General features: G+C 61.5%; 22 protein-coding genes. 8 read left to right on the forward strand and 14 right to left on the reverse strand.

Features of this window, described 5'->3' with window-relative positions; translation table 11 throughout:
* From B2V90_RS10815 to B2V90_RS10835, 5 genes are all read right to left on the reverse strand, one after another.
* Nucleotides 1-970: catalase family protein (locus tag B2V90_RS10815; RefSeq protein WP_293921245.1), on the reverse strand; the 970-nt coding region annotated here is incomplete at its 3' end.
* 28 nt (nucleotides 971-998) lie between these two features.
* On the reverse strand, nucleotides 999-1,181 hold the full coding sequence (locus tag B2V90_RS10820) for a hypothetical protein (RefSeq protein WP_095686785.1): 183 nt from the start codon (nucleotides 1,179-1,181) through the stop codon (nucleotides 999-1,001).
* Between the two features lie 9 nt (nucleotides 1,182-1,190).
* Nucleotides 1,191-1,973 carry an SDR family NAD(P)-dependent oxidoreductase gene (locus B2V90_RS10825; RefSeq protein WP_159367426.1) on the reverse strand — a complete coding sequence of 261 codons (783 nt, stop codon included), beginning with the start codon at nucleotides 1,971-1,973 and terminating at the stop codon, nucleotides 1,191-1,193.
* Nucleotides 1,974-1,984: 11 nt separating this feature from the next.
* On the reverse strand, nucleotides 1,985-3,175 hold the full coding sequence (locus B2V90_RS10830) for a zinc-dependent alcohol dehydrogenase (RefSeq protein ID WP_159367425.1): 1,191 nt from the start codon (nucleotides 3,173-3,175) through the stop codon (nucleotides 1,985-1,987).
* Nucleotides 3,175-3,750, reverse strand: a complete 576-nt coding sequence (locus B2V90_RS10835; RefSeq protein WP_159367424.1) for an SRPBCC family protein — start codon at nucleotides 3,748-3,750, stop codon at nucleotides 3,175-3,177. The genes B2V90_RS10830 and B2V90_RS10835 overlap by 1 nt, the downstream gene beginning before the upstream one ends.
* 293 nt (nucleotides 3,751-4,043) lie before the next feature.
* Here B2V90_RS10835 and B2V90_RS10840 point away from each other — a divergent pair, with 293 nt between their 5' ends.
* Entirely contained in the window at nucleotides 4,044-4,694 is a 651-nt protein-coding gene (locus B2V90_RS10840; RefSeq protein ID WP_228222843.1) for a DUF6766 family protein, read from the forward strand.
* Nucleotides 4,695-4,806: 112 nt separating this feature from the next.
* Nucleotides 4,807-5,319, forward strand: coding sequence for a hemerythrin domain-containing protein (locus B2V90_RS10845; RefSeq protein WP_159367422.1), 513 nt, complete (start codon nucleotides 4,807-4,809; stop codon nucleotides 5,317-5,319).
* Nucleotides 5,320-5,677: 358 nt separating this feature from the next.
* On the opposite strand, the gene B2V90_RS10850 is transcribed toward B2V90_RS10845, so the two are convergent.
* The 5 genes from B2V90_RS10850 to B2V90_RS10870 all read right to left on the reverse strand — a co-directional run bounded on the left by B2V90_RS10850 (nucleotide 5,678) and on the right by B2V90_RS10870 (nucleotide 12,452).
* Entirely contained in the window at nucleotides 5,678-6,235 is a 558-nt protein-coding gene (locus tag B2V90_RS10850) for a PRC-barrel domain-containing protein (protein WP_052076527.1), read from the reverse strand.
* A gap of 540 nt (nucleotides 6,236-6,775) precedes the next feature.
* Complete coding sequence (locus B2V90_RS10855) at nucleotides 6,776-7,759, reverse strand: sensor histidine kinase (RefSeq protein WP_228222842.1); 984 nt, start codon at nucleotides 7,757-7,759, stop codon at nucleotides 6,776-6,778.
* A gap of 341 nt (nucleotides 7,760-8,100) precedes the next feature.
* A complete protein-coding gene (gene xth, locus B2V90_RS10860) occupies nucleotides 8,101-8,904 on the reverse strand; it encodes an exodeoxyribonuclease III (protein WP_161731141.1) in 804 nt (267 codons plus the stop codon).
* Nucleotides 8,901-11,417, reverse strand: coding sequence for a DNA ligase D (ligD, locus tag B2V90_RS10865; RefSeq protein ID WP_161731140.1), 2,517 nt, complete (start codon nucleotides 11,415-11,417; stop codon nucleotides 8,901-8,903). The genes xth and ligD overlap by 4 nt, the downstream gene beginning before the upstream one ends.
* A 96-nt stretch (nucleotides 11,418-11,513) precedes the next feature.
* Complete coding sequence (locus B2V90_RS10870; RefSeq protein WP_161731139.1) at nucleotides 11,514-12,452, reverse strand: GNAT family N-acetyltransferase; 939 nt, start codon at nucleotides 12,450-12,452, stop codon at nucleotides 11,514-11,516.
* 140 nt (nucleotides 12,453-12,592) lie between these two features.
* Here B2V90_RS10870 and B2V90_RS10875 point away from each other — a divergent pair, with 140 nt between their 5' ends.
* The gene (locus B2V90_RS10875; RefSeq protein ID WP_228222840.1) at nucleotides 12,593-12,838 is read left to right on the forward strand and encodes a KTSC domain-containing protein; all 246 of its coding nucleotides are present in this window, start codon (nucleotides 12,593-12,595) and stop codon (nucleotides 12,836-12,838) included.
* Nucleotides 12,839-12,841: 3 nt separating this feature from the next.
* Here the strand turns inward: B2V90_RS10875 and B2V90_RS10880 are convergent, their stop codons facing one another.
* Complete coding sequence (locus tag B2V90_RS10880; RefSeq protein ID WP_150426393.1) at nucleotides 12,842-13,099, reverse strand: hypothetical protein; 258 nt, start codon at nucleotides 13,097-13,099, stop codon at nucleotides 12,842-12,844.
* 4 nt (nucleotides 13,100-13,103) lie between these two features.
* Nucleotides 13,104-13,994, reverse strand: coding sequence for a Ku protein (locus tag B2V90_RS10885; RefSeq protein ID WP_161731161.1), 891 nt, complete (start codon nucleotides 13,992-13,994; stop codon nucleotides 13,104-13,106).
* A 410-nt stretch (nucleotides 13,995-14,404) separates the two neighbouring features.
* Here B2V90_RS10885 and B2V90_RS10890 point away from each other — a divergent pair, with 410 nt between their 5' ends.
* From B2V90_RS10890 to B2V90_RS10910, 5 genes are all read left to right on the forward strand, one after another.
* Nucleotides 14,405-15,139, forward strand: coding sequence for an RNA polymerase sigma factor (locus B2V90_RS10890; protein WP_228222839.1), 735 nt, complete (start codon nucleotides 14,405-14,407; stop codon nucleotides 15,137-15,139).
* Entirely contained in the window at nucleotides 15,108-16,118 is a 1,011-nt protein-coding gene (locus B2V90_RS10895; protein ID WP_161731137.1) for a FecR family protein, read from the forward strand. The genes B2V90_RS10890 and B2V90_RS10895 overlap by 32 nt, the downstream gene beginning before the upstream one ends.
* Before the next feature lie 83 nt (nucleotides 16,119-16,201).
* Complete coding sequence (locus B2V90_RS10900; protein WP_161731136.1) at nucleotides 16,202-19,429, forward strand: outer membrane beta-barrel protein; 3,228 nt, start codon at nucleotides 16,202-16,204, stop codon at nucleotides 19,427-19,429.
* A gap of 70 nt (nucleotides 19,430-19,499) precedes the next feature.
* Nucleotides 19,500-21,131, forward strand: a complete 1,632-nt coding sequence (locus B2V90_RS10905) for an alkaline phosphatase D family protein (protein WP_161731135.1) — start codon at nucleotides 19,500-19,502, stop codon at nucleotides 21,129-21,131.
* A 10-nt stretch (nucleotides 21,132-21,141) separates the two neighbouring features.
* A complete protein-coding gene (locus B2V90_RS10910) occupies nucleotides 21,142-22,260 on the forward strand; it encodes a hypothetical protein (RefSeq protein ID WP_161731134.1) in 1,119 nt (372 codons plus the stop codon).
* Nucleotides 22,261-22,673: 413 nt separating this feature from the next.
* Here the strand turns inward: B2V90_RS10910 and B2V90_RS10915 are convergent, their stop codons facing one another.
* Nucleotides 22,674-23,786 (reverse strand): ABC transporter permease, encoded by a 1,113-nt coding sequence (locus B2V90_RS10915; RefSeq protein ID WP_228222836.1) that lies wholly within the window; start codon nucleotides 23,784-23,786, stop codon nucleotides 22,674-22,676.
* The coding region (locus B2V90_RS10920) for an ABC transporter permease (protein WP_293921256.1) at nucleotides 23,783-24,853 on the reverse strand (1,071 nt) is incomplete at its 5' end. The genes B2V90_RS10920 and B2V90_RS10915, both read right to left, overlap by 4 nt.

Consider the following 24,853-nt stretch of genomic DNA (forward strand, 5'->3'; position numbering starts at 1 on the left):
GATGCGCCTTGATCCCATGCCAGGGGTTGAACGCTGTCTGATCGTCGAGCACCCGCGCTCTGTCCCAGGTCCAGCTCGCCTGCGGCGCAATGCTGATGACCGCGACCGCTACGTAGGGATTGTCCTCTTCAGGCCAGGCAACCGACGCATCCTCGATCGGATTGGCAGCAAGATCACGGGCAAGCTGAACGCGTATTTCCCATTCACCGCCTTGCGCCGCCAGCAGGGTGGCAATCTCTTCGCGCAGCGCATCGTCACGACCGGCGATGTCGATTTCCTGGCCTTCGAGCGCCCTGAAATTCTCTGAGAGCGGGACCACGCCAAGTTTGGCGATATAGTCGCCATAACGGATCGGCGCCTGGGTGAAGAAGCTCTCGCCAAGGGGGTGGGTGTGGCGATGGCCGCCAAGCTGTTCGAGCAAGGCGCTCTCGCCGCCCAGTGCTTCGACGCCCTTCTCGGCCGTTCGAAAGACGGCAGATACTGCCTTTTTGAGTCCTTCGACCTTGTCGGTGGTCTTGGCGAGCAGCTTCAGGTTCGCGAGGAACTTCTTTGGACCCGGGGTCGGAAAGGCAACACCATTGGCGAACAGGAAATCCTGCGTAGTGTCGCCTTCGCTCCCTGCCAGCCGCTCGCCTTCGACGCCGACGAGCTTGATTGCGAAGCCACGGATCAATGAGACGCTGTCAGGCAATATGTCGCCAGCACCGGTGGATATTCTAACCAAAGCATCAAAGCTCTTCGGCTCGGTAAAAACGCCCTGCGCGTAGTCAGGCGGCAATCCTTCAAGCACGCGAACGCGCGCCTGAAGGAGGGCATGGCTCTTGGCATGGACGCCGCGGAACCCGTGGCCCAGATCACGATATGTGGTCTCGATGATCTGGCGGAAAGTGTCCGCCAGTTCCGCATTTACGTCCGCCTCATCCTGGTCAATCCGCTCGATGTCGGTCGTATAGGGGATCGGGCTGCTCATCGGGCCTCCGGCGATAGTTTGAAACATCTCAATCCGGGCGCGCGCTGTCGCGATCCCCGGCCGGATAGTCCTCGGGTTTTACCGTGCCGACATTAGGCCGGTCCTCCACCTTTTCGGAGGGCTTTCCCTTAGGCCGATCATCCTCAGCCTCATGGTCTGGACGCGCATCGCCGAGCGGGCCTCGCGCTACCTTGCGGGTGTCTTCGGACATCTCAGCCTCCTATTGCGCACTGCCGGGCTCAGCCATTTTACGATGCTGCTCAGCCAATATTGATTGTGGAACAATACCCGCTGCTGCGACCTGCAGCTTGTTCGAGAAGCCCGAAACGATATGGCCCTTTCCGGCTAGGAGCGCGTCCCAGCCATCCTTTGCAACCTTGGCCGGATCGGCCTTGTTATCGTCGGCACCCACCGCAGTGTCGGCGCCCAGGCCAGCGCGGTCGAAAAATTCCGTATCGGTCACGCCGGGCATCAGCGTCGTCAGCGTGACGCCCTTATGATCCTTCAGCTCATTGCGCAGCGCTTCGGTGAAATTGTCGATGAAAGCCTTGGTGCCGTTGTAGACCGCGTTGAAGCTCCCCGGAATGAAACCGGCAATCGAGCCGGTTACGAGAACCTTTCCCGCATCGCGCGCCAACATCGGGCCGAGCACCTTCTGCAGGAGGTAGATGGTGCCGGTGATGTTGGTGTCGATTACATGGCGCCAATCGGACAGTTGCTGGTCTAGAAACGCATGTCCCAGGCCATGCCCCGCATTGGCGCAGAGCAAGTCCACCTGTCGCCCGTCGGCGCGATCGAGCAACTGATCGACACCTTGGACGGTCGAAAGATCGACCTCGAGCGTATCGACCGCGACGCCAAAACTTGCGAGTCCAGCCGAGGCACCGGCAAACGGCGTGTCGGCAACGACGAGGAGATCATAGCCATCTGCGGCCGCCAGTTTTGCCAATTCAGCGCCAATCCCGCTGGACGCGCCGGAGATGATTGCGAATTTACTAGCCATGTCTTTTGTCCTCATGCCGCAACGCGATCAAAAGCGGGCTTCAGCACGATCTTGGTCACCTCATTCTGCTGATCGTGGAACATCTTGTAGCCTTTGGGAGCATCCTCCAGCCCCATGCGGTGCGAGATGAGGAAGGTCGTATCGATCTTCCCTTCGACGATCGCATTCAGAAGCGGGGGCATGTAATGCTGGACGCTGGTCTGGCCGGTCTTGAGCGTCAGCCCCTTCTCCATGAAGGCGCCCAGAGGGAATTTATCGACAAAGCCACCATAAACGGCTGGCATGGAGACGCGTCCACCTTTGCGGCAGGCATGGATCGCCTGTCGGATCGAATGGGTTCTGTCGGTGCCAAGGAACATCGATGCCTTAATCTGATCGACCACATTGTCGAGGAAGAACCCGTGCGCTTCGAGGCCAACGGCGTCGATGACTGCGTCCGGACCGATGCCGCCAGTCATCTCCATCAGCGCCTCATATGTCTTCGTTTCTTCATAGTTGATGGTTTCCGCGCCGAAGCGCTTCGCTAGCTCAAGGCGATGAGGAAAATGGTCGATGGCGATCACCCGCTGCGCGCCCATCAGGAAGGCGGACTGAACCGCGAAAAGGCCGACCGGTCCGCAGCCCCAGATCGCGACGGTGTCGCCCGGCTCGATGTCGGCATATTCGGCCGCCTGCCAGCCGGTGGGGAGAATATCCGAGAGGAAAAGGACCTGGTCATCCTCAAGCCCATCGGGAACGACGATCGGCCCGACGTCGGAAAATGGAACCCGGACATATTCGGCCTGCCCCCCGGCATAGCCGCCGGTCAGATGGCTGTAGCCGAACAGTCCGGACATTGGCTGACCATACATTTCTTGGCCGATATCCTGATTGTCGGCGGGATTGCCGTTATCGCAGGCGGAATATTGGTGCTTGGCGCAATGGTAGCAGCTCCCGCAGGCGATGGTGAAAGGCACCACCACCCTCTGCCCCTTCTTCAAGGTGGATTTTGCGCCGGTCTCTACGACTTCGCCCATGAACTCATGGCCAAGGATGTCGCCCGCTTTCATGGTCGGGATGTAGCCATCGTAAAGGTGCAGGTCCGAACCGCATATGGCGGTCGAACTGATCTTGATGATGGCGTCGCGCGGATTGAGGATTTCAGGGTCGTCGACGGTATCGACGCGGACATCATGCTTGCCGTGCCAGGTGAGCGCGCGCATCAGTTCTTCTCCTCGGCAAGTTGCTGTGCAGTGCGGGCGGCAGTGGCGACCTCGCCGGTTTCCATGAGCTGCTTGAAGCGTCGCAGATCGCGCCGCGCCTGGATGGCCGGTTCGCGCTGGAACATCTTGGCGACGATCTTGCCGATGAACCCGGCGGGCGGATCATAGGCGATGGTGGCCGTGACGATTGTGCCCCGTTCGCCCGCGTCGCGAAATTCGATACGACCGCTATTGGGGACGTCAGCGCCTTCGACCGAAGCCCAGGCGATCAGCTCACCGTCTATCTCTTCTGTGATGACCGCGTCCCATTCTACGGTCTTCCCAGCCGGCGCCTTCACCACCCAGTGGGAACGTTCAGCGGCAATAACGTCCACGCGCTCCACATTGTCCATGAAGCTGGGCAGCTGGGTGAAGTCGCGCCAGTAGGCAAAGAGTTCGGCGCGAGGTCGATTGATGGTCACGGACTTGCCGATGAGGCTTTCATGGCCCGCACCCTTGATGTCGGTTGCAGCCTCTTTCTTCTGTTCGCTCGACTTGGCGGTGGCCGCAGGGGCATCGTCTGTCGCTCGGCTCATGGGCATAGCTCCTTGGGCAAGAGAAAATCGGCTGCGGCAGCCGGGAAGGGCACATCAAAGGCGAGCCCTGGTCTCACCGCTACTCAACGCCATTGCCGCAGCAATGGACCCATAAGCGCCGGCATAAATCTTATTGATGGAGATCAGTGTCGGTGCCGCAGCGACGCCGGGTTCCGCGATAAATGGCTGCGCGAGGCTCTTCAGGCGTGCATGCCTGCTTCCTGCCGCTGGAACGGACGATAGCTGAAGCCGTTAGCTTGGGCATCCTCCATTAGTCGGACTGGAAGATGGTCATGCTGCGAAACAACGGACTGACGCTCGTCCTGCTGTTGTTGTTTGCGGCGACTATTATCGGACAATGGATCGCTGGCTGGCATGTTCAGGTCGAAGACGCCCACCGCCATGGTGAACAGGTGCTTTCGCTCATCGCCTATAGCTTCAGCCCCGAATTTCTCTCCAGTGTCTTTGAAAATTGGGAGAGCGAGTTCCTGCAGATGTCAGCCTATGTGGTGCTGACCGCGTTCCTCATCCAGCGTGGTTCGGCGGAGTCCAAGGATCCGGACGGCCCGCCGCGCGACGCAGACCTTGATCTCCAGGCCAGCAAGCCCGGCGCACCGAAAATCCTGCGATGGGGACCAATCTGGCGCGCTCTCTACGCGCAATCGCTCGGTTTGGCCCTGGCGTCCCTCTTCCTTGCTTCGTTCGTCATCCACTGGACACAAAGCGCCAGGGTCGCAGCGCAAGATGCTGTAGCACATGGTGAAAAGCCACTGACAACGATAGCCTATCTTGGCGATCCTCAGCTTTGGTTTGAATCCTTTCAGAACTGGCAAAGCGAGTTTCTCTCGACTGCAGTTCTGGTGCTTCTATCCATTTTCCTTCGCCAACGGGAATCGCCGGAATCCAAGGCCGTGGCAGCACCTCATAACCAGACTGGCGAGTAGACATATGTGGATGGCTCATACGCGCGAACGACTTCCTTTTTGCGAGTCGTTAGCGAGGAACCATAGCCGGTGCTGACAACTTCATTGGCGATCACACAATAGGAGAATTAGGATGGCTGAGCCGCAATTCACCGATGCGATCGCGCTGCTGAAGGCCGACCATCGCAAGGTCGAGGATCTGTTCGAGAAGTTCGAGGCTGCAAAATCCGCAGACCGCAAGCAGGCGCTGGCGCATGAGATTTGTGTCGAGCTCAAAATCCACACGCTCCTCGAGGAAGAAATCTTCTATCCCGCCTTTCGCGGGTTGATCGAGGATGACACACTCGACGAAGCCTATGTCGAACATGATGGCGCCAAGGTGCTGATTAACGACATAGAGGCCGGCTCGCCCGGCGACGCCTTCTATGACGCTAAGGTCAAGGTGCTTTCGGAAGAAATCAAGCATCATGTCCATGAGGAGGAAATGCCGTCTGAGGGCATGTTCGCTCAATGCCGGAAAACTGACGTTGATCTTGTGGCACTCCGCGACACGATGGCCGCACGCAAGAAGGAATTGCTTGCGAAGGCAAAGACAGGCGGGCTGCCCGCCGCGAAGCCGACGGCTGTGAAACTGCTCGCAGCCTGACCCGTGCCAGTAAAAGGGAATGGGCTGGCGCCTGAAAACGGCGGCGGCCCATTCCTTGCGACCACTAACCGACAGAATCCTCCACCGCAGTGGTCATCCTCTCTAAGTCGCAAGGCTTGGCCGGAAGCTAATCGCCGTCGGGTAAGGTCCTTGCAGGGGCCAGCTACCTCTTGAAGTGAGGGCTAGCGACACTTCGCCGCACGCGCTTGCAGATGGTGCTGGCGAGTTCCGGATCGTCCTGGGAACTGGCGAGAGGATATTCTACAGCAACAATGCTCCCTTTCTCATGTCGAGGCAGCTATCTGGGCTCTGACATTTTGGCAAAGACAGGGCGATTTCGTGAAGGTTGCGAAAAACCTCATCTGCTCCGCCTCTCGTTAAAATCCGCCAGTGCTGCGGGCCACTCTCCCTCGACTAGAGGCGCCAGGCTATCGAACCATGCGCGTGGGCGCAGCAGCGTCAGCCGATCACTGGCAAAGTTCAGGTCTGCCCAGTCCAAAGCGCGAAGTTCTTCATCCACGCCTCCCCAACCGCCAGATGCGATGACGACGTAACTTACCCTGCCGCTCTTGCAGGTCACGAGGGCCTCAACGGCTTTTCCGATCGGCTCGCCTTCAGCATCAACGACCGGCATGCCAGCGACGCTCGTCGCGGTAAAAAGACTCGGATAGAGGGAGCGCTGGCTTGCCTGGGCGGCGGATTTGCCGCCATCTTCATATGCGCGCTGCTTGCCAAGCCAGCGCCAGACGCCGATGAGATTGACGAGGGTTAGAAATCCGTTGGTGGCCAGCAGGTTTGCCTGTCCCGAAGAGAATCCCACTATCGACCAGGCGATCGATCCCAGGGTGAAGACCCCGAAACCCCAGCCGGTGACACGTGCGCCCAGATTGGCTGCGGTCATCATGGCCGCAATCATGGTGGCAGCAGGGGCAATCCAACCGGCGAGGTCTTCCAACTCGGGTAGCTCCATGATCAAAAGGTCAGAAGCGACTAACGCGAAGCGCTCTTGCTGGTGCCGGATCGAAGGCAGATTTCTCGGGTTGCCCTTTGCGCGCGTACGGCAACAGCGCTTTAGCCCGAGCAAACGGGAAGCCAGCCCCCTAAGATTCTGTTGGGGCAGGGGGCCTTTAGTGATGGTCGCGATCAAAATGCCGGACCACCAGTGACGGGGCGCCTAGTTTGCTGTTCCTGGCGCGCGATGACCCGAGCTATATGTCGGGTAGGTCCTGCACCCCAATGGTAGCCATCGTGAACGGATAATTGCCCACGCTTGGCGGTCGAACACATTTAGGCTGGCACCGCTGAAACGGAGTATGTCGACGACCGGTTCGCCTGATCCACGCTTGTGAAAAAACCATCGATGGAAGCGAGGACGTTCTGAACCGCCGAAGCGTCAAAGCGCATCGACGTGCTCAAGGCGAAGCTCGGTCTCGACTGAGCGCTTACGGTTCGTCTGTCAGCGAGTCAGATGGTCACGTGCGAGGCAAATGGTCACGACCCGTTCGCCGTCCCGCCATGCCTGTTCGATAGTGCCACCAAGTCCACGCATGGCTGCGCGCATCAGCTCTGTCCCGAAACCCTGATCGCCATTGTCGAAAGTGCCACCGCGTTCTCGCCAGGCGATGGTGACGTTTCCTTGCGTCATTGAGATATCAACCTGGAGCAGGCCGTCGGAATTGGAGAGCGCGCCATATTTGACGGCATTGGTGGCGAGTTCGTGCATGAGCAGCGCTAGTGACGTTGACGCGCCCGCGCCCACAGGCGCGTCGCACTGCGCGACGGTGATCTGACCCTCGTCGCGATAGGGCTCCAGGACTGCTCCAATCAGCTCGCTCAGCGCGGCACCGGAGCGTTCTTCGCCTGGAAGTCCGAGGACGAGTTGCTGCGCTGCGCCGAGCGCGATGATCCGGCTGCTCAGGTTATCGGCGAAGTCATCCACATCGTCGGCCCGTCGTCGGCCAACGCTGACCAGCCCCTGCACGATCGAGAGCAGGTTCTTGATGCGGTGATGCATCTCGCGGACCAGGAGCCGCTGGTCCTCGGCATGACGCAGCCGCTCGCCGATATCGCGCGCGATTTTAGACGCGCCGATAATCTCGCCTTCGGCGTTGCGCACCGGCGAAATGGTGACCTCGATATGGACGGGTTCGCCATCACTGCGGCGGCGCACCGTTTCGAACCGATCGACGCGTTCGCCTGCCCGCAGCTTGCCGATAATCTCGGCTTCTTCGTGGAGCCGGTCCTCAGGGATGATGAGCGTGATGGGCTGGCCGATGGCCTCGGCGGCGGAGAACCCGAACAGCTTCTCGGCTCCCGCATTCCAGCTGGTGATGACGCCGTCGAGCGTTTTGCTGAGGATCGCGTCGCCGGAATTGTCGACCACCGAGGAAAGCCACAAACCGGCGTCGAATTTGGGGCCGTACATCGTCGAATGGCTCATGTCCCCTCATTCCCGGAATGCCCGGTGGCCATTTGAAAGTCTCGTAGTGACGGCCCACGTACAGAGTCGCAGTGGCGAGCGTCGCGGGGACATTAAAAATTTCGGCGGATGACATCAACGCCTTCTGGCTGCTGATGTCGCGGTGCGCTAGCCATCCTGCTTGCTGCGCTTGTTTGTATGGGCGCCGAAGCGGCCTTTCGTGATCGTCCGATTTTCCCTCTAGCCGACTTGCGAGATCGTGCTCGCGAACGACTGCTTTGACCCAGGAGCCGCCTACCGATTTCGGCCGACAATATTGTGAAGCCCGGTCTTGCAGTAATGGCGTGGTCCTGAATGGGGCATCAGGACCTTGGGGTACGGCGTCGAGCCTTGTTGTCGGAGAGCTCGACCCACACCGGCGCATGATCGCTCGACTTCTCCCAGCCCCGGACGTGAGTGTCGACCTGGGCATCGATGAGCCGGTCGCGCAGCAGTGGACTGAGCAACAGATGATCGATGCGTAGGCCCGCATTTCGGCCATAAGCGTTTCGGAAATAATCCCAAAAAGTGTAGATCGTCTCGTCCGGATGGATAGTGCGAAGGGCATCCGTCCAGCCTTGATCGAGGAGCCGAAAGAATGCCGCCCGGACTTCGGGCGCGAACAAGGCGTCGTCGAGCCAGCGTTCGGGTTTGTAGACATCTCGATCGGTCGGCATGACATTAAAATCGCCGAGCAGGATCACCGGAGCGCCCGATCGTAACAGCGCCGCTGCATGATCGATCAGCCGATCGAACCAACGCAGCTTGTAATCGAACTTTGGTCCGGAGCGCGGATTTCCGTTCGGCAGATAGAGGCCAGCGACCAGCACGCCGTTGACCGCTGCCTCGATATAGCGACTTTGACTGCTGTCGGGGTCATCTGGCAATCCGCGCCGTGTCTCATGAATTTCCCCCACACGGGCGAGAATGGCGACGCCATTCCAGCTCTTCTGGCCATGCCAGATCGCCTGATAGCCAAGAGCACGAAACGCGCTTTGCGGGAATTTCTCTTGTGGCGCCTTGAGTTCCTGGAGCACGACGATGTCCGGTTCGGCCTCGGCCAGCCAGCGAAGCAGGACCGGCAGGCGGCCGTTCACGCCGTTCACATTGTAGGTGGCGATCTTCACAGGTCTGGCAGGACCTGGTCGGCACGGCCCCATTGCGCGAGCGCCTTGGATCCTGCTCGCTTCACCATCTCTGCGGCGTCACCAATATGCCAGCAGGCCGGACTGTCCAGATCGCGCAACTCCTCCCAGCTGAGCGGCACCGCGATCGGCGCAAGGGGGCGCGAACGCGCGCTGTAGGGCATGACTGCAGTGGCGCCGCGCTGGTTGCGAAGATAGTCGATGAAGATGCGTCCGGTACGTCTGGCCTTGGCCAGGGCCGCAGTGAACCGGTCAGGATCTGCCTGCGCCAGGGCCATGGCAAAGCGGCGCGCAAAATCCTTGACCACTGGCCATTGCGCAGTCGGCGTGAGCGGCGCGATAACATGAACGCCCTTGCCGCCGGTCACCATCGGGAAGGTTGCGAGACCCATCTGTCCCAGCACGTCCTGAAGGTGGAAAGCAGCCGAGACGACATCTTTGAACTCCAAGCCCTCATCGGGGTCGAGATCGAACACAAGCCGGTCGGCCTTCTCGACGTCCTCGATCCGAGCGCCCCAACCATGGAATTCGATCGTGCCCATTTGGACGCAGGTCAGAAGTCCAGCGGGCGTGTCCACGAACAGATAGGGCTCGTCATGCCCATCCTTCTCGCGGATCGCGACGTGCTTGACCTCGTCACCAAAACTGCCGGCATCATGCTTCTGGAAGAAGCATTTCTTGTCTCGCCCTTGCGGGCAGCGCACCAGACTGATCGGCCGGCTGCCGCTCCAGGGCAGCATGATCTCCGCAACGGCTTCATAATAGTCAGAGAGTTGCCCCTTGGTGAGCTTGCCCTCGGGAAAGATGACGCGCTCGCGATTGCTGATCTTGACGGTACTGGTAGCGGCCGGAGCGGTCAGATCGCCGACCGGCGTTTCGGTTTCGACCACAACCGCTTCGGGCTTTTTATCCTCTCGAAGGCCCAGATAGCTCGAATGGCGCAATACGCCTTCGTGGGTAAACTCGATGAAGGCGACCTCGGCGACGAGCTTCGGCTTGATCCAATGGGCGCCGCGCACGGCAGCCCGGGATGCTTCCACGGTTGCGGTCTTCTGTTCGAGCGGCGCCATCAACGCCATCAGGCGCTCGATCTCGTCGCCCGTGAACCCAGTTCCAACCTTCCCCGCGTATCGCAGTACGCCCCTCTCGTTCACTCCCAGCAGCAAAGCGCGAAAGCCCCGCTGCTTGTCCGAGGGTGTCCATCCGACGATGACAAACTCCTGGCGGCGGATGCACTTGGTCTTGACCCAGGCCCCCGAGCGCGCGCCAGAATAGCGCGCGTCGGTGCGTTTCGAGATGACGCCCTCCAGTCCCGCACCGCAAAAACTGTCGAAAAGCTGCTCGCCGCGCCCGATTATATGGTCGGAATAGCGCAGATGACTCTGGCCCTCGCCGATCAGCGCGGCGAGAAGCTCCTTGCGTTCCAGCAACGGCCGTTGAGTCAGATCTTCGCCGTTGAGCTCGAGCAAGTCGAATGCGAAATAATCGATCGCGTTCGGGTCGTCCTTGAGCGCTGCCTGCAAAGCCTGGAAACTGGTCCTGCCGTCGGGCAAGACCACGACCGCTTCACCGTCGATCAAGGCGCTTTCAGCATCGAGCGTGACCGCGTCGCCGATCAGTCCGGCGAACCGGTCCGACCAGTCCAACCCCGAGCGCGTGTAGGCGCGGCCTTCGCCATTGCCGATGGCAAGCAGCGTGCGGTATCCGTCATATTTGAGCTCGTGCAGCCAGCGATCACCCGGCGGCACATGGTCGACAAGAGTCGCCAGCTGCACGGGCTGGAACGGCGGCAGGATACGGCCAGCTTTCCTGCGCTTCGTCGCCCTGGCAGGCTTCCTGACTTGCGCCTTGGCTGAAGCTGGAGCCGCCGGCGATGCCTTGGCCTTCGATCTTGCAACCGGTTTGCCCGCAGCGATCTCCTCCATCGTGCGGCCGCTGTCGATACTGGTCAGGTGGAGCCCGATCAGATCGTCCGAGCCGCCGGCAAAGGCATCGTTTACCTTGCGCAATATCCAGTTCTCGGCCTTTTCCCTGCCGCGCGGCTTCAGACGAAAAAGGATCCATTCGCCCTGCATCCGGCGCCCATGGAGAGTGAAATGGAGGTGACCTTCGGGCAGGGTCGTACGCGGATCCTTGCCGGCGATCGGTTCCCATGTTCCGTTGTCCCACAGCATGACGGTGCCGCCGCCATACTCGCCCTTGGGGATGGTGCCCTCGAACCGGGCATAGTCGAGCGGATGGTCCTCGGTCCGCACAGCCAGCCTCTTGTCATCCGGATTGGCACTGGGCCCGCGCGTGACGGCCCAGCTCAGGAGAACGCCGTCCAGCTCCAGTCTGAAATCATAGTGTAGACGGGACGCGGCATGTTTCTGGACGACAAAGCCATTGCCGGCGGCGGGCTGTGTCGCCCCGGAGGGTTCGGCGGTGCGCGCGAAATCACGCTTGGCGCGGTAGGTGGCGAGCCTGTCCTCCTTCTTGGTCTGAACGTTCGGCATGTTGGTCCCGGATTCCTTCGCTCCCTTAATTCGCGGATGCCATGACTCGTTCCTGCGTCGCTCAGGCCTGACAAGCGCTGCTAAACTGGACTTCGATCATTCGGGGGCGATTGATCGCGCGAACCGGTAGCTTGTCTGCTCAAAATTCAATGTCCGGAAGAAATTGTGGGCATTTTTCACATCGATGTCGCTCATCGCTTCGAGCCGCGTGCAACCTTTCTTGCGAAGCGACGTCACGGCTTTATCTACCATAGCGGTGGCGATGCCCTTTCTTCGATGTGCTTGGGCAACGAGCAGCAACGTCAGTCTGCCGACCAGCCCATGCTGGAGCGTGGGTATGACAGCCCAGGCGCAGCATCCGACGACTTCTCCGAATTCAGCAACGGCCATGCCGGCTTCCGCCTTGAGCGCTGCTTTCAAGTTCCGGGCCACACCGAGTTCGTCCAGCCTTACCCCGGACAGCTGTCGCACCAGCGGAACGAGCGCTTCCGCGTCGGCTGCCGTTGCGGCGCGGATGAGCAGCTTCGGCTCGGGTGCCGGCGCAGGGGCGGGACGGCGGCCGCTTGGGCGAGATGCTGAACTGACACGCGCGGCCACTTTGGCGGCGGGATTATGCCGATCTCTTGGCTGATCTTCGGCCTCGCTCCGACTTTTTGGATATTCTCTGCTTAACGGTTCTGGCTGTTCTCCAGACCTGCGTTTTTTTGAGCGTGGCCGGATGGCCGATTCCAGACGTTGATCGTCGTCATCATTGCCGCCTGAGGGTCGGGCTTTCGATGCTGGTCTGGCGGGGGTGCTTTCCGCTGATTCCTTCCAAGTGCTGGCGGCACTGGCCCGCAAATAGGTCTCGATATCTTGCGCCGACGCTTCCAGCCCTTGTGCGCCAATGCCGAGCAGCGGCTTGCCGGCTGCATCGATCAGCCCGAACTTGCCATAGTCGCCGACGCCGGGTTTGCGCCTGCGTGATTTTACAAGCTTGAGGCCACGATGCTCGGCCATGTCGCGCAGTTTTTGGTCGGTCGCCACCTGTGCCATCTCACGACAACCCTTTAGCTGGCTCCCGGTTCATGGAGCCTCGAAACGCCACGTCGGCGCAGGACTTTCATCCGGCCTTGTTTCTGATTCGGCTCGACTGCAGAAAGGGAACGCGACATTGGTTCTTTCGATGGATGCTGATGCGCGCATATCGCTTTAACCAGTCTTCGATGATCGAGCGTGTCGCGTTCGATGATGACGCACACACGCTGAGTATCTCGTTCCGTCAGACCGGCAAATATCTCTACTATGACGTGCCTGCCACCATCTTTGACGAGCTATGCAAAGCCGTCTCGGTGGGCACATATTTCAACGAGCAGATCAAGGGGCGCTTCGCGTGCCGTCGCGACCCCGAACGCCGGCGCTTTGGCCCGAAGGATGAATAACCTTCAGGCTTTCCCGAGCACCTGGTATACCGACATCAAATGCTGTCCTGCAATGGCGCGGGCGCGCGGCGATCGCACGGTCTCCTCATTGGTTTCGTGGAGCATTGTCAGCATATCAAGCAGTTCCTGACGGGGCATGCCGGTTTCGAGCAAGTGCGTGCCGATCAGAGCCACCAGATTGCTCCAGAGCGTGATCGCGCCCTCCGCGAACGCAGCATCATCATCTTCGCTGCCGGAAGCCTTGCAAATTGGATCGGTCATGAATTTACGCCCGCTTGCGCGTCGTCGCCGGCGACTTCGCAGCCGGCTTTTTATCGGTGCTCTTCGCAGCCTTTTTGGCAGGCGCTTTCTTCGCAGCGGGTTTGGAATCGCTGCTGCCAAGTGATTTCTTGAGCGCGGCCATCAGATCGACGACGTTGCTGCCGCGCGGATCGGCTTCGCTATCGTCCGCATCGATGTTGAGGGTCTTTCCCTTCTTCTTGCGCTCGATCAGGTCCTTGAGCGCATCGACATAGCGGTCATGGAAGTCGCTGGCATCGAACTTGCCAGTCTTCTTGTCGATCAGCGTCGTGGCGAGATCGAGGAGTTCGTCATCGGGATCGCTATCGCCTATTTCGCGGAAATAACTCGCCGCCTTGTTGACCTCGTCGGCATAACGCAGGGTTTCCATGACCATTCCGCGGCCGCAGGCTTTGATGCTGACGACATATTCCCGCCCGCGCATCGCTAGCTGGCCAAGTCCTGTTTTCCGGCTGCGCCGAAGCGCCTCCCGCAGCACAATGAAGGCTTCCTCGGCCAGGTCGTCGGCCGGCACGACATAATAGGGCTTTTCAAAATAGATCGGGTCGATGTCGTGGCTATCTACAAACTGTGTCAGTTCGAGCGTCTTCTTGCTCTCCAGCTTGACGCCCTCGATCTCCTTCTCATCGAGCAGGACATACTCGCCCTTGGCATATTCAAAGCCCTTGACGATCTCATCGAGATCGACCGGGCCGATGCCAGGCACGACCTTTTCATATTTGATTCGCTTGCCCGACGGCTCATGAATTTGATTGAATGCGATGGTCGCGCCGCTCTTGGTCGCCGAATAGATTTCGACAGGGATCGAAACCAGGGCCAGCCTTATCTGGCCTTTCCAATAAGGTCGTGCAGCCATGATTATCTCCAACGCATTCTCCGGATAACTTTCTGCGGCGGGCAGCGTTCCAAGTCCGAGAGCCGCCCCGCCTCGTTATAGAACGGCCGCAGCTTCTCCCGGATGCCGTCCGGATCCGCGACGTGATCCAACGTCCACGACATGTCGCTATGGGAACATGATCTTCCAGGCTGAAGCTGTAGAATAGCGCCTCCCGCATCACCCTCCGATCACCAATTAGAGCCTGTCTCCTGACGACAAGGTCAGTGAATCCGGACAGCCATTACTGCAAGGCAGGGTTCGACCCATTGCTGCCGTTCGGAGGTCGATTTTCAATCGCCAAGTGCTGACGGTCTGCTTGTTAGATTCGATTAAGGCCGTGCTTCTCCCGCAGTGTAAGCTGAAAGGGGGCACCCAAGGATGCTGGCAGTTTGAACGCACCGCCCTCGAAAAGATGGGGCGCACGTTTTGAAGATGTCGGCCCCGCAGTCTGTTTGTCACATTTCCCCTCTAGCCACCCCCAGAATCGACACTTCGTCATAATAAACGGTCGCGGAACTGGGATGAGCGGAACGGACAGGGAAAGAGCGCGCTGGCTGCTGCGCAACATCTTGCCGCATGAGCCTGCCTTGCGCGGCTGGCTTGCGCGTCGTCCATTGGGCGGACTGGAACCGGACGATATCATCCAGGAGTCCTACAGCATCTTCGCGGAGATGGAGCGGGTCGACACCATCACCTACCCCCGCGCCTATCTGTTCCAGGTAGCCCGGTCTGTGGTAACCCGCCATGTCCGCCGTGCGCGGATCGTTCCTATTCATGCGGTCGACAATCTTGACCATCTTGACCATCCTGACGATGCCGCATCACCCGAACAGACTGCGATCGACCGGGATGAATTGCGCCAACTGGCCTGCGCAATTGCGGCCATGCCGCTCAAGACGCGCGAGGCCTTCATTTTGCGCCGGGTGGAGGGCCTGCCGCAACGCGCGATAGCAGCGCGGATGGGCATATCAGAAAATACGGTCGAGACGCATATTTCACGCGGTATCCGATTTTTGATTGACTGGTTTGGTCGTGGTGGAAAGACGCTGCCCCAAACCTCTAGGGGTGTGACAAGGGAGACGCGCGCAGCTGATGGCCGGACAAGAAGACAGTCGCAGCATTGACCAGACCGCGTCCGACTGGGCGGCGCGGCTGGATCGTGGCGCGCTGTCCGCGGCGCAGGATGCGGAACTTGAGCAATGGCTGAGCGCCGATCCGCGCCATAAGGGCGCCCTGCTCCGAGCGCAGGCATTGTCGTTGATGAGCGAGTCCGCGCAGGCGCTGGGCCCCGACTTCGATCCTCGTCCGTTCGAGCCAACAAAACAGCGCGGCCTGTCGCGACGACATTTGCTCGGCATCGGCGGTGGCGCACTGGCCGCCATGGCGGGCATGGCCGCATTGACCGTCGGCATGCCGGCATCGGGCGCGGAAATCCGCACCGGCCGGGGCGAGATGCGACTGGTGCCGCTGGAGGACGGGTCGACCGCCCTGCTGAATACCGACAGCCGCATCCGCATCCTCTATGGTGAAAAGGAACGTCTGGTCTCGTTACTGGATGGCGAAGTCTATTTCTCGGTCGCACGCGACGAGCGGCGCCCATTCATTGTCGAGGTGGGCGGTCGCCGATTGCGCACAGCGCAGGCCGGCTTTCGCGTCCGCAAGCTGGCAAGGGCGCCTGTCGACATATTGGTGCATCAGGGGCTGGTCGAACTGCCTGCAGTCAATCCCATGAGCGGTCAGGTTGTCGCCCTAGCTGGCAATACCCACATGGTCATGGCCGATGCGGCATCCAGCCTGTTCGTCGCGGAACGGCCCGAACCGATCTCGCCCGAGCGCATCAACCGGGAGCTGGCCTGGCGCGACGGGAAACTGGCCTTCGAGGGCGAGACCTTGCAGCAGGCGGCCAATGCCTTTGCCCGTTACAGCGAAACCCGCATCCTGATACCGGACGCGGCACTGGCGCGCGAACCTGTAACGGGTCTGTTTACAGCCAATGATCCCGCGGGCTTCAGCCGCGCGATTTCGACCATCTTCGATGCCCGCCTGGTCCAGCAGGACCATGACCTCATCCTGAGCCGCACAGCGCAGTCGAAAAAAAATTGACCCTGCGTTAGCGGAACCGCCGGCCTCCCACCTCTTAGGGTCGAACGCCGTGCAGAGCGCGGCCAGCAGGGGGCTACCAGCCAATGTATTCGCGTCATTCTCTCCTCACTTGTGGGGCTTCTTTCGTTGCGCTTGCCGTCGCCGTGCCGGCCCATGCGCAGGAGCGTCTCTTCGACATACCCGCCCAGCCCGCCGTCCGTGCCATCCCCGAACTGGCCCGACAGGCACAAGTGCAGATCGTAGCCCCGGCCCGTGATCTGGCCGGCATCAACACGCCTGCAATCAAGGGGCGGATGGACGTGCGCGAAGCGTTGCGCCGCCTGATCGCAGGCACGCCGCTGCGGGTTGGATCGGATGACGGCAATGTCATCACCCTGCGCTCGGCCCGCCCGGAAGCCAGCGTCGGGAATGGCATGGTGCGCGGCCGCGTGTTCAACACCGTCACCGGCGAATATCTGCGCAACGCGGAAATTCGCGTCGAAGGCACGCCGATCACCGTCTATTCGGAGGATAATGGCGAATTTCGTTTGTCCAACATTCCGGCCGGTGAAGCGACGATCCTCGTCAAATATACCGGCCTCCAGACCGAAAGACTGATCGCCACTGTCAGCCCGCGTGAAGTCGCGACGCTGGACGTGGCGTTGCGCGCACCGACCTTTGCGGGCTCTTCCGCCGACGACGGCTCAGCCATCACTGTCACCGCCCGGCGCGAGGGGCAGGCGGCCGCGATCATGGAACGCCGCGCTGCCACCAATGCCAAGACCGTGGTGGCCGCCGACAATTACGGCCTGCTGACCATGGGCGATGTCGGCGAATTCATGAAGCAAATGCCGGGCATCTCGCTCGACTATACCGAGGTTGATGCCACGGCGGTCCGCATTGGTGGTCTCGACCCCAAATATTCGACCTTCACCACCGACGGCGCCCGCATGGCGACGGCGACGTCCAACAACAATAATGGCCGGCAGAACAGTTTCGAGCAGATGTCGATCACCGGCATTGAGTCTATCGAGCTGAACAACACGCTGACCGCCCGCATGGATGCCGACGCGCCTGGCGGCGCGATCAACCTGCGCAGCAAATATGCGTTTCAGCTGAAGAAGCGCCAACTGCGCTTCCAGGTCGGCGGAGTCGGCACCTCGGACGCCGGGATCGGCGAAATCTATTTGCCCGACAATGACAAACATGCCCGCATCTATCCGTCGGCCAGCTTCAACTATGGCGACGTGTTTATGGACGGGCGGCTCGGCGTCGCGCTGAGCGCCAGCTACAACGCCAATTATGTCCAGCAGGATCGCGTGCAGACCGATTGGTCCTATCTCGCCGACGGCCGGGTCATCCCCTATCAGGTCATGTGGCGTCCTGGCCCGAAGAAGACCAGCCGCACCGCCGCCAACCTATCGGTCGACTATAAATTCTCCGACGAACTCGCGCTGTCGTTGCGGGGCAGCTATTCCCTCTACGAGGTCGAATATTTCAACCAATATACCTATCTGATTTTCGGCACTTCGACCAAATCCTATGCCACGCCAGATTCGACCGGTACCCATATCGTCGTCAATCCCAATGGCACCAACACGCGGCTGCACACCCAATATTCGCATCGCTATGCCGGCACCCCGGCAATGCTGCTGGCACCCAAGCTCGAATATAAGAATGACGATTGGGAGGTCGCGCTGCGCGGCAGCTATTCCAGCTCGGAATTCAATTTCCGCGACAATTCCAAAGGCTTCTTCCAGCGCACCGACAGCTGGCTGACGCGGATCGGCTTTACGCTAGACCGGGCGTCGGAAAGCTCGAATGCCTGGACGCTGCAGCAGACTGCCGGTCGGTCCTGGAGCGACCCGACCAGCTTCAACCGCGACGACGACATCGGCAACAATATCCGCACGGCTGAATCGGACGCCCGCAATGAAATGTATGGCGGCAATCTGGACATCAAGCGCAAGCTGTTCGTCGGCGACGTGCCGCTGACGCTGATGGCGGGGGCCGGCGCGCGGGTGAATGACTGGCGCACAAATGAGGGGTCTTATGACCAGTTCCAATATGTCGGCCCGAACGGCGATCTGAGCCAAAAGGACCCGGCCGCGGTCATTCCCTGGACCAATCGCTACCAGTTCGAGATCATCGGCTTCAACGCAGGTAACCTCAACGACCAGAATTGGCGCGCCGACAATAATTACGCGATGTACGACATCTACAAGGCGCATCCGGAATATTTCGTTGCCGATACGGTCGGCAATCTGAAGCGCGACCTCGACAACAACAAGCGGGTCAAGGAAGATATCTACGCCGCCTATGTCGAGGCGGAGGCGCGCGTTGGCAAGGCGACCTTTGACCTCGGCCTGCGCTACGAGAAGACCAGGACTGGCGCGCTGGTCGCCAATATCCGTCCGACCAGCGAGGTCGAGGCGGCAGGCTACAAGACCAACACGATCGAGGGGCTGCTCTACCAATATAATGGCGGTACCTATTCAACCCGCCATGGCGAATATGACGACTGGTTCCTGAGCGGGGGCATGAAATATGATTTCAGCCGCCGTCTGGTCGGCCAGATCGCCTTCAGCCAGTCGATCCTGCGGCCCGACTATGGCAATCTGGGCGGCGTGGTGTCGGTCAATGACGATACACAGATCGTCAATGTACCCAATCCCCTGCTAAAGCCCGAACATTCGACCAAATATTTCGCCAGCCTTCAATATTATCTGGAGCCGTCGGGCATCATCGGTCTGTCCTATTATCGCCTCGACATGAAGGACATGCAGGTCACCGGGATCGAGGTCGATCCCGCCGCCGTCGGCTTCGATCCTGATGAATATGCCGGCTACACATTCCGAAGCGCGCAGAATCTTCCGGGGACCAGCACCAATGAGGGGCTGATCTTCGAATATGACCAGCAGCTGACCTTCCTGCCGGGCATCCTCAAGGGGCTGGGTCTGCGCGGTTCCTTCACCCGTCTCTTCCCCGATGCCGAGCGCGTCAACACGCCGGAAAAATCGGCCAACTGGGGCCTACGCTACAGCTATGGCCCGTTCGACTTCCAGCTGACGGGCAACTGGCAGTCGCGATATCGGGTGAGTGCATTGAGCGCCACGCCGACCACCGCTAACAATGGCGTCCTTTATCATACCGATCGCCAGCTATGGAATGTGAGCTTCAGCTACAAGCTGAGCACCAATTTCGAGCTGAACGTCGCCGGCCGCAATATCTTCAATGCGCCCGACGTCATCTATTCCAGCGTCGAAAGCCGGGTGCGCCAGTACAGCATCTACGGCTCGATGTGGAACATCGGCATCAAGGGCAGCTTCTGATCCTCCCCCACTGGATGGAGCGGCCTTGGGCCGCTCCATCCCTTTCCGATCCCAACGAAAAGGCATCATCATGGTAATGCAAATCGACCGCCGCAGCATGATCCTGGGCGGAGCCTGGGGCATTGGGGCGCTGGCGCTGCCTGCGGGCCAGGCGCTGGCAGCCGAACTGATCGGCGCGCGCGGCTTCACTCATGCGGTAGCCAGCGGCGAGCCGGGGGCGGATTCGATGCTGCTATGGACCCGCTATGTCCCTGCGAGCGATGCCGAGAGCGTGCGCCTCGACGTCGAAATCGCGATCGATCCCGACTTCGCCCGGACCGTCGGCGGCGGCACGGTACGCACCGGCGGCTATCGCGACTGGACAGCGAAAGTGACGATTGACGGGCTTCAGCCGGGCACGACCTACTGGTATCGCTTCGTCGCGCCGGATGGCAGCAAATCGCCGGTCGGCCGCACTCGGACGTTGCCGCAGGGCGACGTGCCGCGCTTTGGCCTGGGCGTCTTTTCCTGTTCCAACCTGCCCTATGGCTGGTTCAACGCCTATGCCCATGCTGCGGCGCGCGACAATCTCGACCTGTGGCTGCATGTCGGCGACTATATCTACGAATATGGCAATGCGTCGGTACGGCCCGGTCAGGGCATCGTGGGGCGCACGCTGATGCCCGACACGGAAATTCTGGCGATTGCCGACTATCGCCTGCGCTACGCCACCTATCGGGCTGACCCCGACCTGCAACGGCTGCACCAGATGGCGCCGATGGTTGCGCTGTGGGACGATCATGAATCGGCCAATGACAGCTGGGAAGGTGGCGCCCAGAACCATCAGGCCGACAAGGAAGGTGACTGGAACACCCGCCGCGCCGCCGCAATGCAGGTCTATCGCGAATGGATGCCGGTGTCGGACGAGCCGTGGAAGGCCTATGATATCGGGACGCTGGCGACGCTGTATCGCACCGAATCCCGCCTGCTCGCCCGTACGCGCCCGGCCGACATCACGGCCGCCGCCAGCGCGCCCGATGCGGACGCCGCGCTAAAGGCCTTCCATGATGGCGTGTGGCAGGACCCATCGGCCACCATGTTGGGCAGCACCCAGGAAAGCTGGCTGGCCCATGCGTTCCGGGCGAACGCCCGCACCACCACCTGGCAGATGGTCGGCATGGGTACGATCATCGGCCGTACGGTAATGCCGGCCAATGTCAGCGACTGGCTCCGTCCCGACGCTAACGCCAAGCTGGTCCAACGCTATCGCAACAGCGTGCGCATGGCGCAAAATGGCCTGCCGATGTGGATGGACCGGTGGGACGGCTATCCCGCTGCCCGCTCGCGCCTGCTCCGGTCGGCACAGGCGGCCGACTCGGACCTCATCATGCTGGCGGGCGACAGCCACAATGCCTGGGCCTACGGCCTGGTCGAGGATGGCCAGCCCGCCGGTGTCGAATTTGCCGGACAGGCGGTCACGTCGGGTGGCATGGAGGGTGACCTGCGCGGCGATCCGACGGCGGTGGCGCGCGGCTTCGTCGCCGCCAATCCCGAACTCAAATGGGCGAACACGCACCAGCGTGGCTATATGATGATAGACATCAGCCGTGATCGGGTGACAGGCGAATGGCTGTTCCTCGATACGATCAAGGCGCGCAGCACGCGGATCGCCAGCACCCATCGCATGTCGGTCGAGCGCGGCCGCCGTGTCTTCAGCGCCTGATCAGGAGATTATGATGCGGTCCGCGATCGTTGCGCTACTTCTGCTTGGCCTTGCCCAGTCTGCTCATTCGGCTACGCCGTTTCCGCCTGCCGACCTGTCGCGCGAACAGGTCGCGGGCCCTTTCGCCTCGGGCCATGTTCAGGGTATCGCGGTCGATCGCAAGGGCGGCTTCATCTATTATTCCTTCACCGACATGCTCGCCAAATATGACTTTGAAGGCCGGCTCGTCGGCACACTGACCGGCTGGTCGGGGCATCTGGGCGACCTGGACTTCAACCCGGTCGACCGACGGGTCTATGGCTCGCTGGAATATGGCAAGCAGGACGCCTTCTATATCGCGATGATCGACGGGGCACGGATCGATCGGGTCGGCATGACGGTTGCCGGCACCGACCTGCTGCGCGCCGTCTATCTGCCCGAAGTGACGCGCGACTATGCCGCCGATCTCGATGGCGACGGCAAGGCGGATCATCGCTATGGCTGTTCAGGCATCGATGGCGTCGCTTTTGGCCCCGCCTTCGGCCGGAGCGACGGCCCGCTCTACCTGACCGTCGCTTACGGCATTTATGGCGACGTCGCCCGCAGCGACAATGATCATCAGGTCCTCCTGCAATATGACGCGACGGACTGGGGCCGAGAGGCGCAGCCGATTGACGAACAGGCACTGCACCATTCTGGCCCGACTACCCCTCGGGGCAAATATTTCGTCCTTACCGGCAACACCCGCTATGGCGTCCAGAACCTCGCCTATGATTCAAGCCTGCAACGCTGGTTCATGGGCGTCTATCAGGGTGCCAAACCCAACTGGCCCAATTATCTGCTGTTCGCGCTCGATGCCCGCAGCCGGCCACGTCGCCAGGCCTTGCAAGGCCTGGCTTCTCCTCAAGGCATGAATCCAGAAAGGGGCCTGCTACTGCCGCTCGCTCAGGACGGGGTTCATGATGTGAAGACCGGTGTGCGGGGGTGGTATCAGAAGGCCGATGTCGGAATACAGCCCTTGGGAGATGGCCTATACTATCTCGTCCAGAACGACGGTGCGCGCGGCGCGCAGTCCGCCGTTACGCGGTTGATGCATTGGACGGGCGTCTCTTCCAAGCCCTTTGAGACAATGCCAATGGCCGATCGATGACGTCCTCACCTACTGGCGTTTGATGGAAGTACCCTTACCGCGCGCCGATATCTTGTATGCTTGCCAAGGACGACAACGACCCTTTGTCGCCATTCAGCGCCGGGCTTTCGCTCCCCAGCAGCAGACCGTCCGCTATTCCGGCGGGTGTCGACCAGCTCAAGCCGTTCCCACCAGTCACTTTGAACGACCGCTCGGGCCGAAAGCGGCCCTAGGCAACCACAGCCTTCCGCATCGTGGTTGATCGCCTTCGGTATAAAGAGTGAAGTCCGCCACACTCGGACCTCCGATGTCCCTCGGCTGCAGGAGGTTTGGTCACTCACCCCGCGGCTGTCGCTGACCGGCCGCTACGAGCATCTCGCCGCTGGGCCGGCGTCGGCCAAGGCAGGCTATGCGAGTTCGGACTTCGTCGCCGGCTAGCTCAGCTTCAGCTTCTGACGCAGCCCGGTGATCCGCCACCAGCCTAGCCCGCCATAGAGGAGCGCAAGGCCGAGGAGCGTGAGCACCCCCGGCGCCACGTCGGCGAGGCTGGCGTGCATCTGGTTAAGCGGCACGAATACTTGCACGCCGCTGGTCGAGGGGATCAGCTGCGCCACCGCGCGGACGAAGCCCGGCATCTGGTCGAGCGGCCAGGCAATGCCCGAGAGGAAGAAGAAGGGCGCGGAGGTGGGCGCGAGGATCATCATCGCCCGCTCAGACCGGTCGAAATAGCTGCCCAGCCACAGCCCCAGCCCGGCGACCGAGGCCGCCAACAACGGCGCGGCGAGCAGCATGCCCGCGACATTCTCGTCGTGCGGGATGCCCTGCACCCAGAAGATGAAGCCGAACAGGAACAGGCAGATCAGCAGCCCAACCGATGTGAACGCTGCCCACGTGCCGAGATATTCGCCATGCCCCATCCGCCAGCGCCCATCGCGCCGCCGCCCGCCGACGAAGGTAGCGACGCCGAACAGCAGGGTCTGCTGGATGATGACGATGGTCACGGCGGGGAAGACATAGCCCTTGTAGCCCGCGGTCGGGTTGAACATCGGCTCGCGGACGATGGTGACCGGCGGCCCGGTGCGCACGGCCTGGCCCAGCACGTCCAGCTTCTCGACGGCGAGATCGCGCAGCACCTCGGTCACCGCCTCGCCGATCGTGCTGGCGCGCAGGAGGTACGAGGCATTGACCCATACCGCGATCCCGGCCCCCGGCGCGCCGGTACGCAGCTGGCGTTGCAGTCCGCGGGCGATCAGCACCACGCCGTCCACCTTGCCCGCGCGGAGCTGCGCCTGAGCCTCGGCTACGCTCGGTGCATGTTCGGCCACGATCACGGCGCGCGTGGCTTCGAGGTTGCGGACCAGCTCGCGGCTGAGCGCGCTGCCGTCCTCGTCGACCAGCACCACCGGCAGTTGCTGAGCGACTTCCTGGCTGTAGGGCGCCGGATAGTAGAAGGCATAGAGCACCACCGCGAGCAGCATCGTGCTGAGCAGGGTGCGGGAGGTCAGCACCGTCGCCCAGGTGGCGCGGAAGGCGGCGGCGAAACTCATCGCGCCTGCCGCCGGATCAGCAGCCAGGCGAGCGCGCCCGGCACCAGCACATAGGCGAGCAGTGCCAGAATCGGCGGGAAGATGGTGGCGACATCCTGTCCGCCCAGCTGCCCGGTCTGGAGCGCGAGGTAATGGGTGAGGGGCAGCACCTCACTCCAGAAGCGCGCGAAGCCGCTGCCGCCGTTGAGCGGCAGGGTGGCGCCCGCATAGGCTAACGCCGAACCCGCATAGACCGCGCAGACCGACAGCGCCGTGGCGGTTTCGCGCGTGGCCGCGACGAGCAGCGCGGAAATCGCGGCGGTGCCGAGATAGAAGAGCGTCTGCCCCGCGACGATCGCCGCTACGCTGCCCTCCACCCGCCAGCCGCGCCCCAGCGTCACGAACAGCAGCCAGGCGATGCCCCACAGGCTTGCGGCTCCGACATACGGCAGCAGCTTGCCGAACAGTGCGGGCACGATCGTGCCGCTGCGCGCCGCCCAGCCGCCGAGCGACCGCCCCTCCAGTTCCCGGCCCAGCGCCATCGCGGAGGTGACCGCCGCGACCAGATGCAGCACCGCCGGATAGATCAGCGTGCTGAGGAACCACTCGAAGCTCGCCGCGGCGTTGTTGAGCGGCACCGCCTCGACGGCGAAGCGCCGCGTCGGATCCGGGGGCAGGGCGTGGCCGGAAAGCTGGTCCACCACCAGCGACGCGGCGGCGGCCTGCACCGCGCTCTCCGCACCGCTCGCCGCCTGCGAGCCGGAAGATAGGAAGCTGGCATTGTAGAGGATGCGGATTACCGGCGCGCGGTGGCGGGCAAGCCCCGCGCCGAGATCCTTGGGCAGGTGGACGAAGCCATTGGCATGGCCGCGCCGCACTTCCTCCACTGCCTCCGCCTCGGTGGCGCGCATCGCGACGATATGGACCAGCGGCGCCGCGTCGATCGCGCGCAGGATATCGCGGCTCGCCGAGCTGCGATCGTCGTCAATCACCACGATCGGCAGCCGCCGCATCGATCCCTGCCAGAACATCGCACCGATCAGAAACAGCAGAAGCGCGGGGATCAGCGTCAGCCCGGCCAGGTCCCA

Origin of the sequence: Sphingobium sp. UBA5915 (assembly GCF_002431195.1) — a bacterium.
GTDB lineage: Bacteria > Pseudomonadota > Alphaproteobacteria > Sphingomonadales > Sphingomonadaceae > Sphingobium > Sphingobium soli.

What these genes read in the sequence shown, in the direction of transcription:
- B2V90_RS10880 (WP_150426393.1), bottom strand. Translation starts at nt 13,099, where the DNA reads ATGACCGATCCAATTTGCAAGGCTTCCGGCAGCGAAGATGATGATGCT.
- B2V90_RS10875 (WP_228222840.1), top strand. Translation starts at nt 12,593, where the DNA reads ATGCGCGCATATCGCTTTAACCAGTCTTCGATGATCGAGCGTGTCGCG.
- B2V90_RS10820 (WP_095686785.1), bottom strand. Translation starts at nt 1,181, where the DNA reads ATGTCCGAAGACACCCGCAAGGTAGCGCGAGGCCCGCTCGGCGATGCG.
- B2V90_RS10885 (WP_161731161.1), bottom strand. Translation starts at nt 13,994, where the DNA reads ATGGCTGCACGACCTTATTGGAAAGGCCAGATAAGGCTGGCCCTGGTT.
- B2V90_RS10905 (WP_161731135.1), top strand. Translation starts at nt 19,500, where the DNA reads ATGGTAATGCAAATCGACCGCCGCAGCATGATCCTGGGCGGAGCCTGG.
- B2V90_RS10830 (WP_159367425.1), bottom strand. Translation starts at nt 3,175, where the DNA reads ATGCGCGCGCTCACCTGGCACGGCAAGCATGATGTCCGCGTCGATACC.
- B2V90_RS10910 (WP_161731134.1), top strand. Translation starts at nt 21,142, where the DNA reads ATGATGCGGTCCGCGATCGTTGCGCTACTTCTGCTTGGCCTTGCCCAG.
- B2V90_RS10845 (WP_159367422.1), top strand. Translation starts at nt 4,807, where the DNA reads ATGGCTGAGCCGCAATTCACCGATGCGATCGCGCTGCTGAAGGCCGAC.
- B2V90_RS10850 (WP_052076527.1), bottom strand. Translation starts at nt 6,235, where the DNA reads ATGATTGCGGCCATGATGACCGCAGCCAATCTGGGCGCACGTGTCACC.
- B2V90_RS10900 (WP_161731136.1), top strand. Translation starts at nt 16,202, where the DNA reads ATGTATTCGCGTCATTCTCTCCTCACTTGTGGGGCTTCTTTCGTTGCG.
- ligD (WP_161731140.1), bottom strand. Translation starts at nt 11,417, where the DNA reads ATGCCGAACGTTCAGACCAAGAAGGAGGACAGGCTCGCCACCTACCGC.
- B2V90_RS10895 (WP_161731137.1), top strand. Translation starts at nt 15,108, where the DNA reads ATGGCCGGACAAGAAGACAGTCGCAGCATTGACCAGACCGCGTCCGAC.
- B2V90_RS10835 (WP_159367424.1), bottom strand. Translation starts at nt 3,750, where the DNA reads ATGAGCCGAGCGACAGACGATGCCCCTGCGGCCACCGCCAAGTCGAGC.
- B2V90_RS10870 (WP_161731139.1), bottom strand. Translation starts at nt 12,452, where the DNA reads ATGGCACAGGTGGCGACCGACCAAAAACTGCGCGACATGGCCGAGCAT.
- B2V90_RS10855 (WP_228222842.1), bottom strand. Translation starts at nt 7,759, where the DNA reads ATGAGCCATTCGACGATGTACGGCCCCAAATTCGACGCCGGTTTGTGG.
- B2V90_RS10915 (WP_228222836.1), bottom strand. Translation starts at nt 23,786, where the DNA reads ATGAGTTTCGCCGCCGCCTTCCGCGCCACCTGGGCGACGGTGCTGACC.
- B2V90_RS10840 (WP_228222843.1), top strand. Translation starts at nt 4,044, where the DNA reads ATGCTGCGAAACAACGGACTGACGCTCGTCCTGCTGTTGTTGTTTGCG.
- B2V90_RS10825 (WP_159367426.1), bottom strand. Translation starts at nt 1,973, where the DNA reads ATGGCTAGTAAATTCGCAATCATCTCCGGCGCGTCCAGCGGGATTGGC.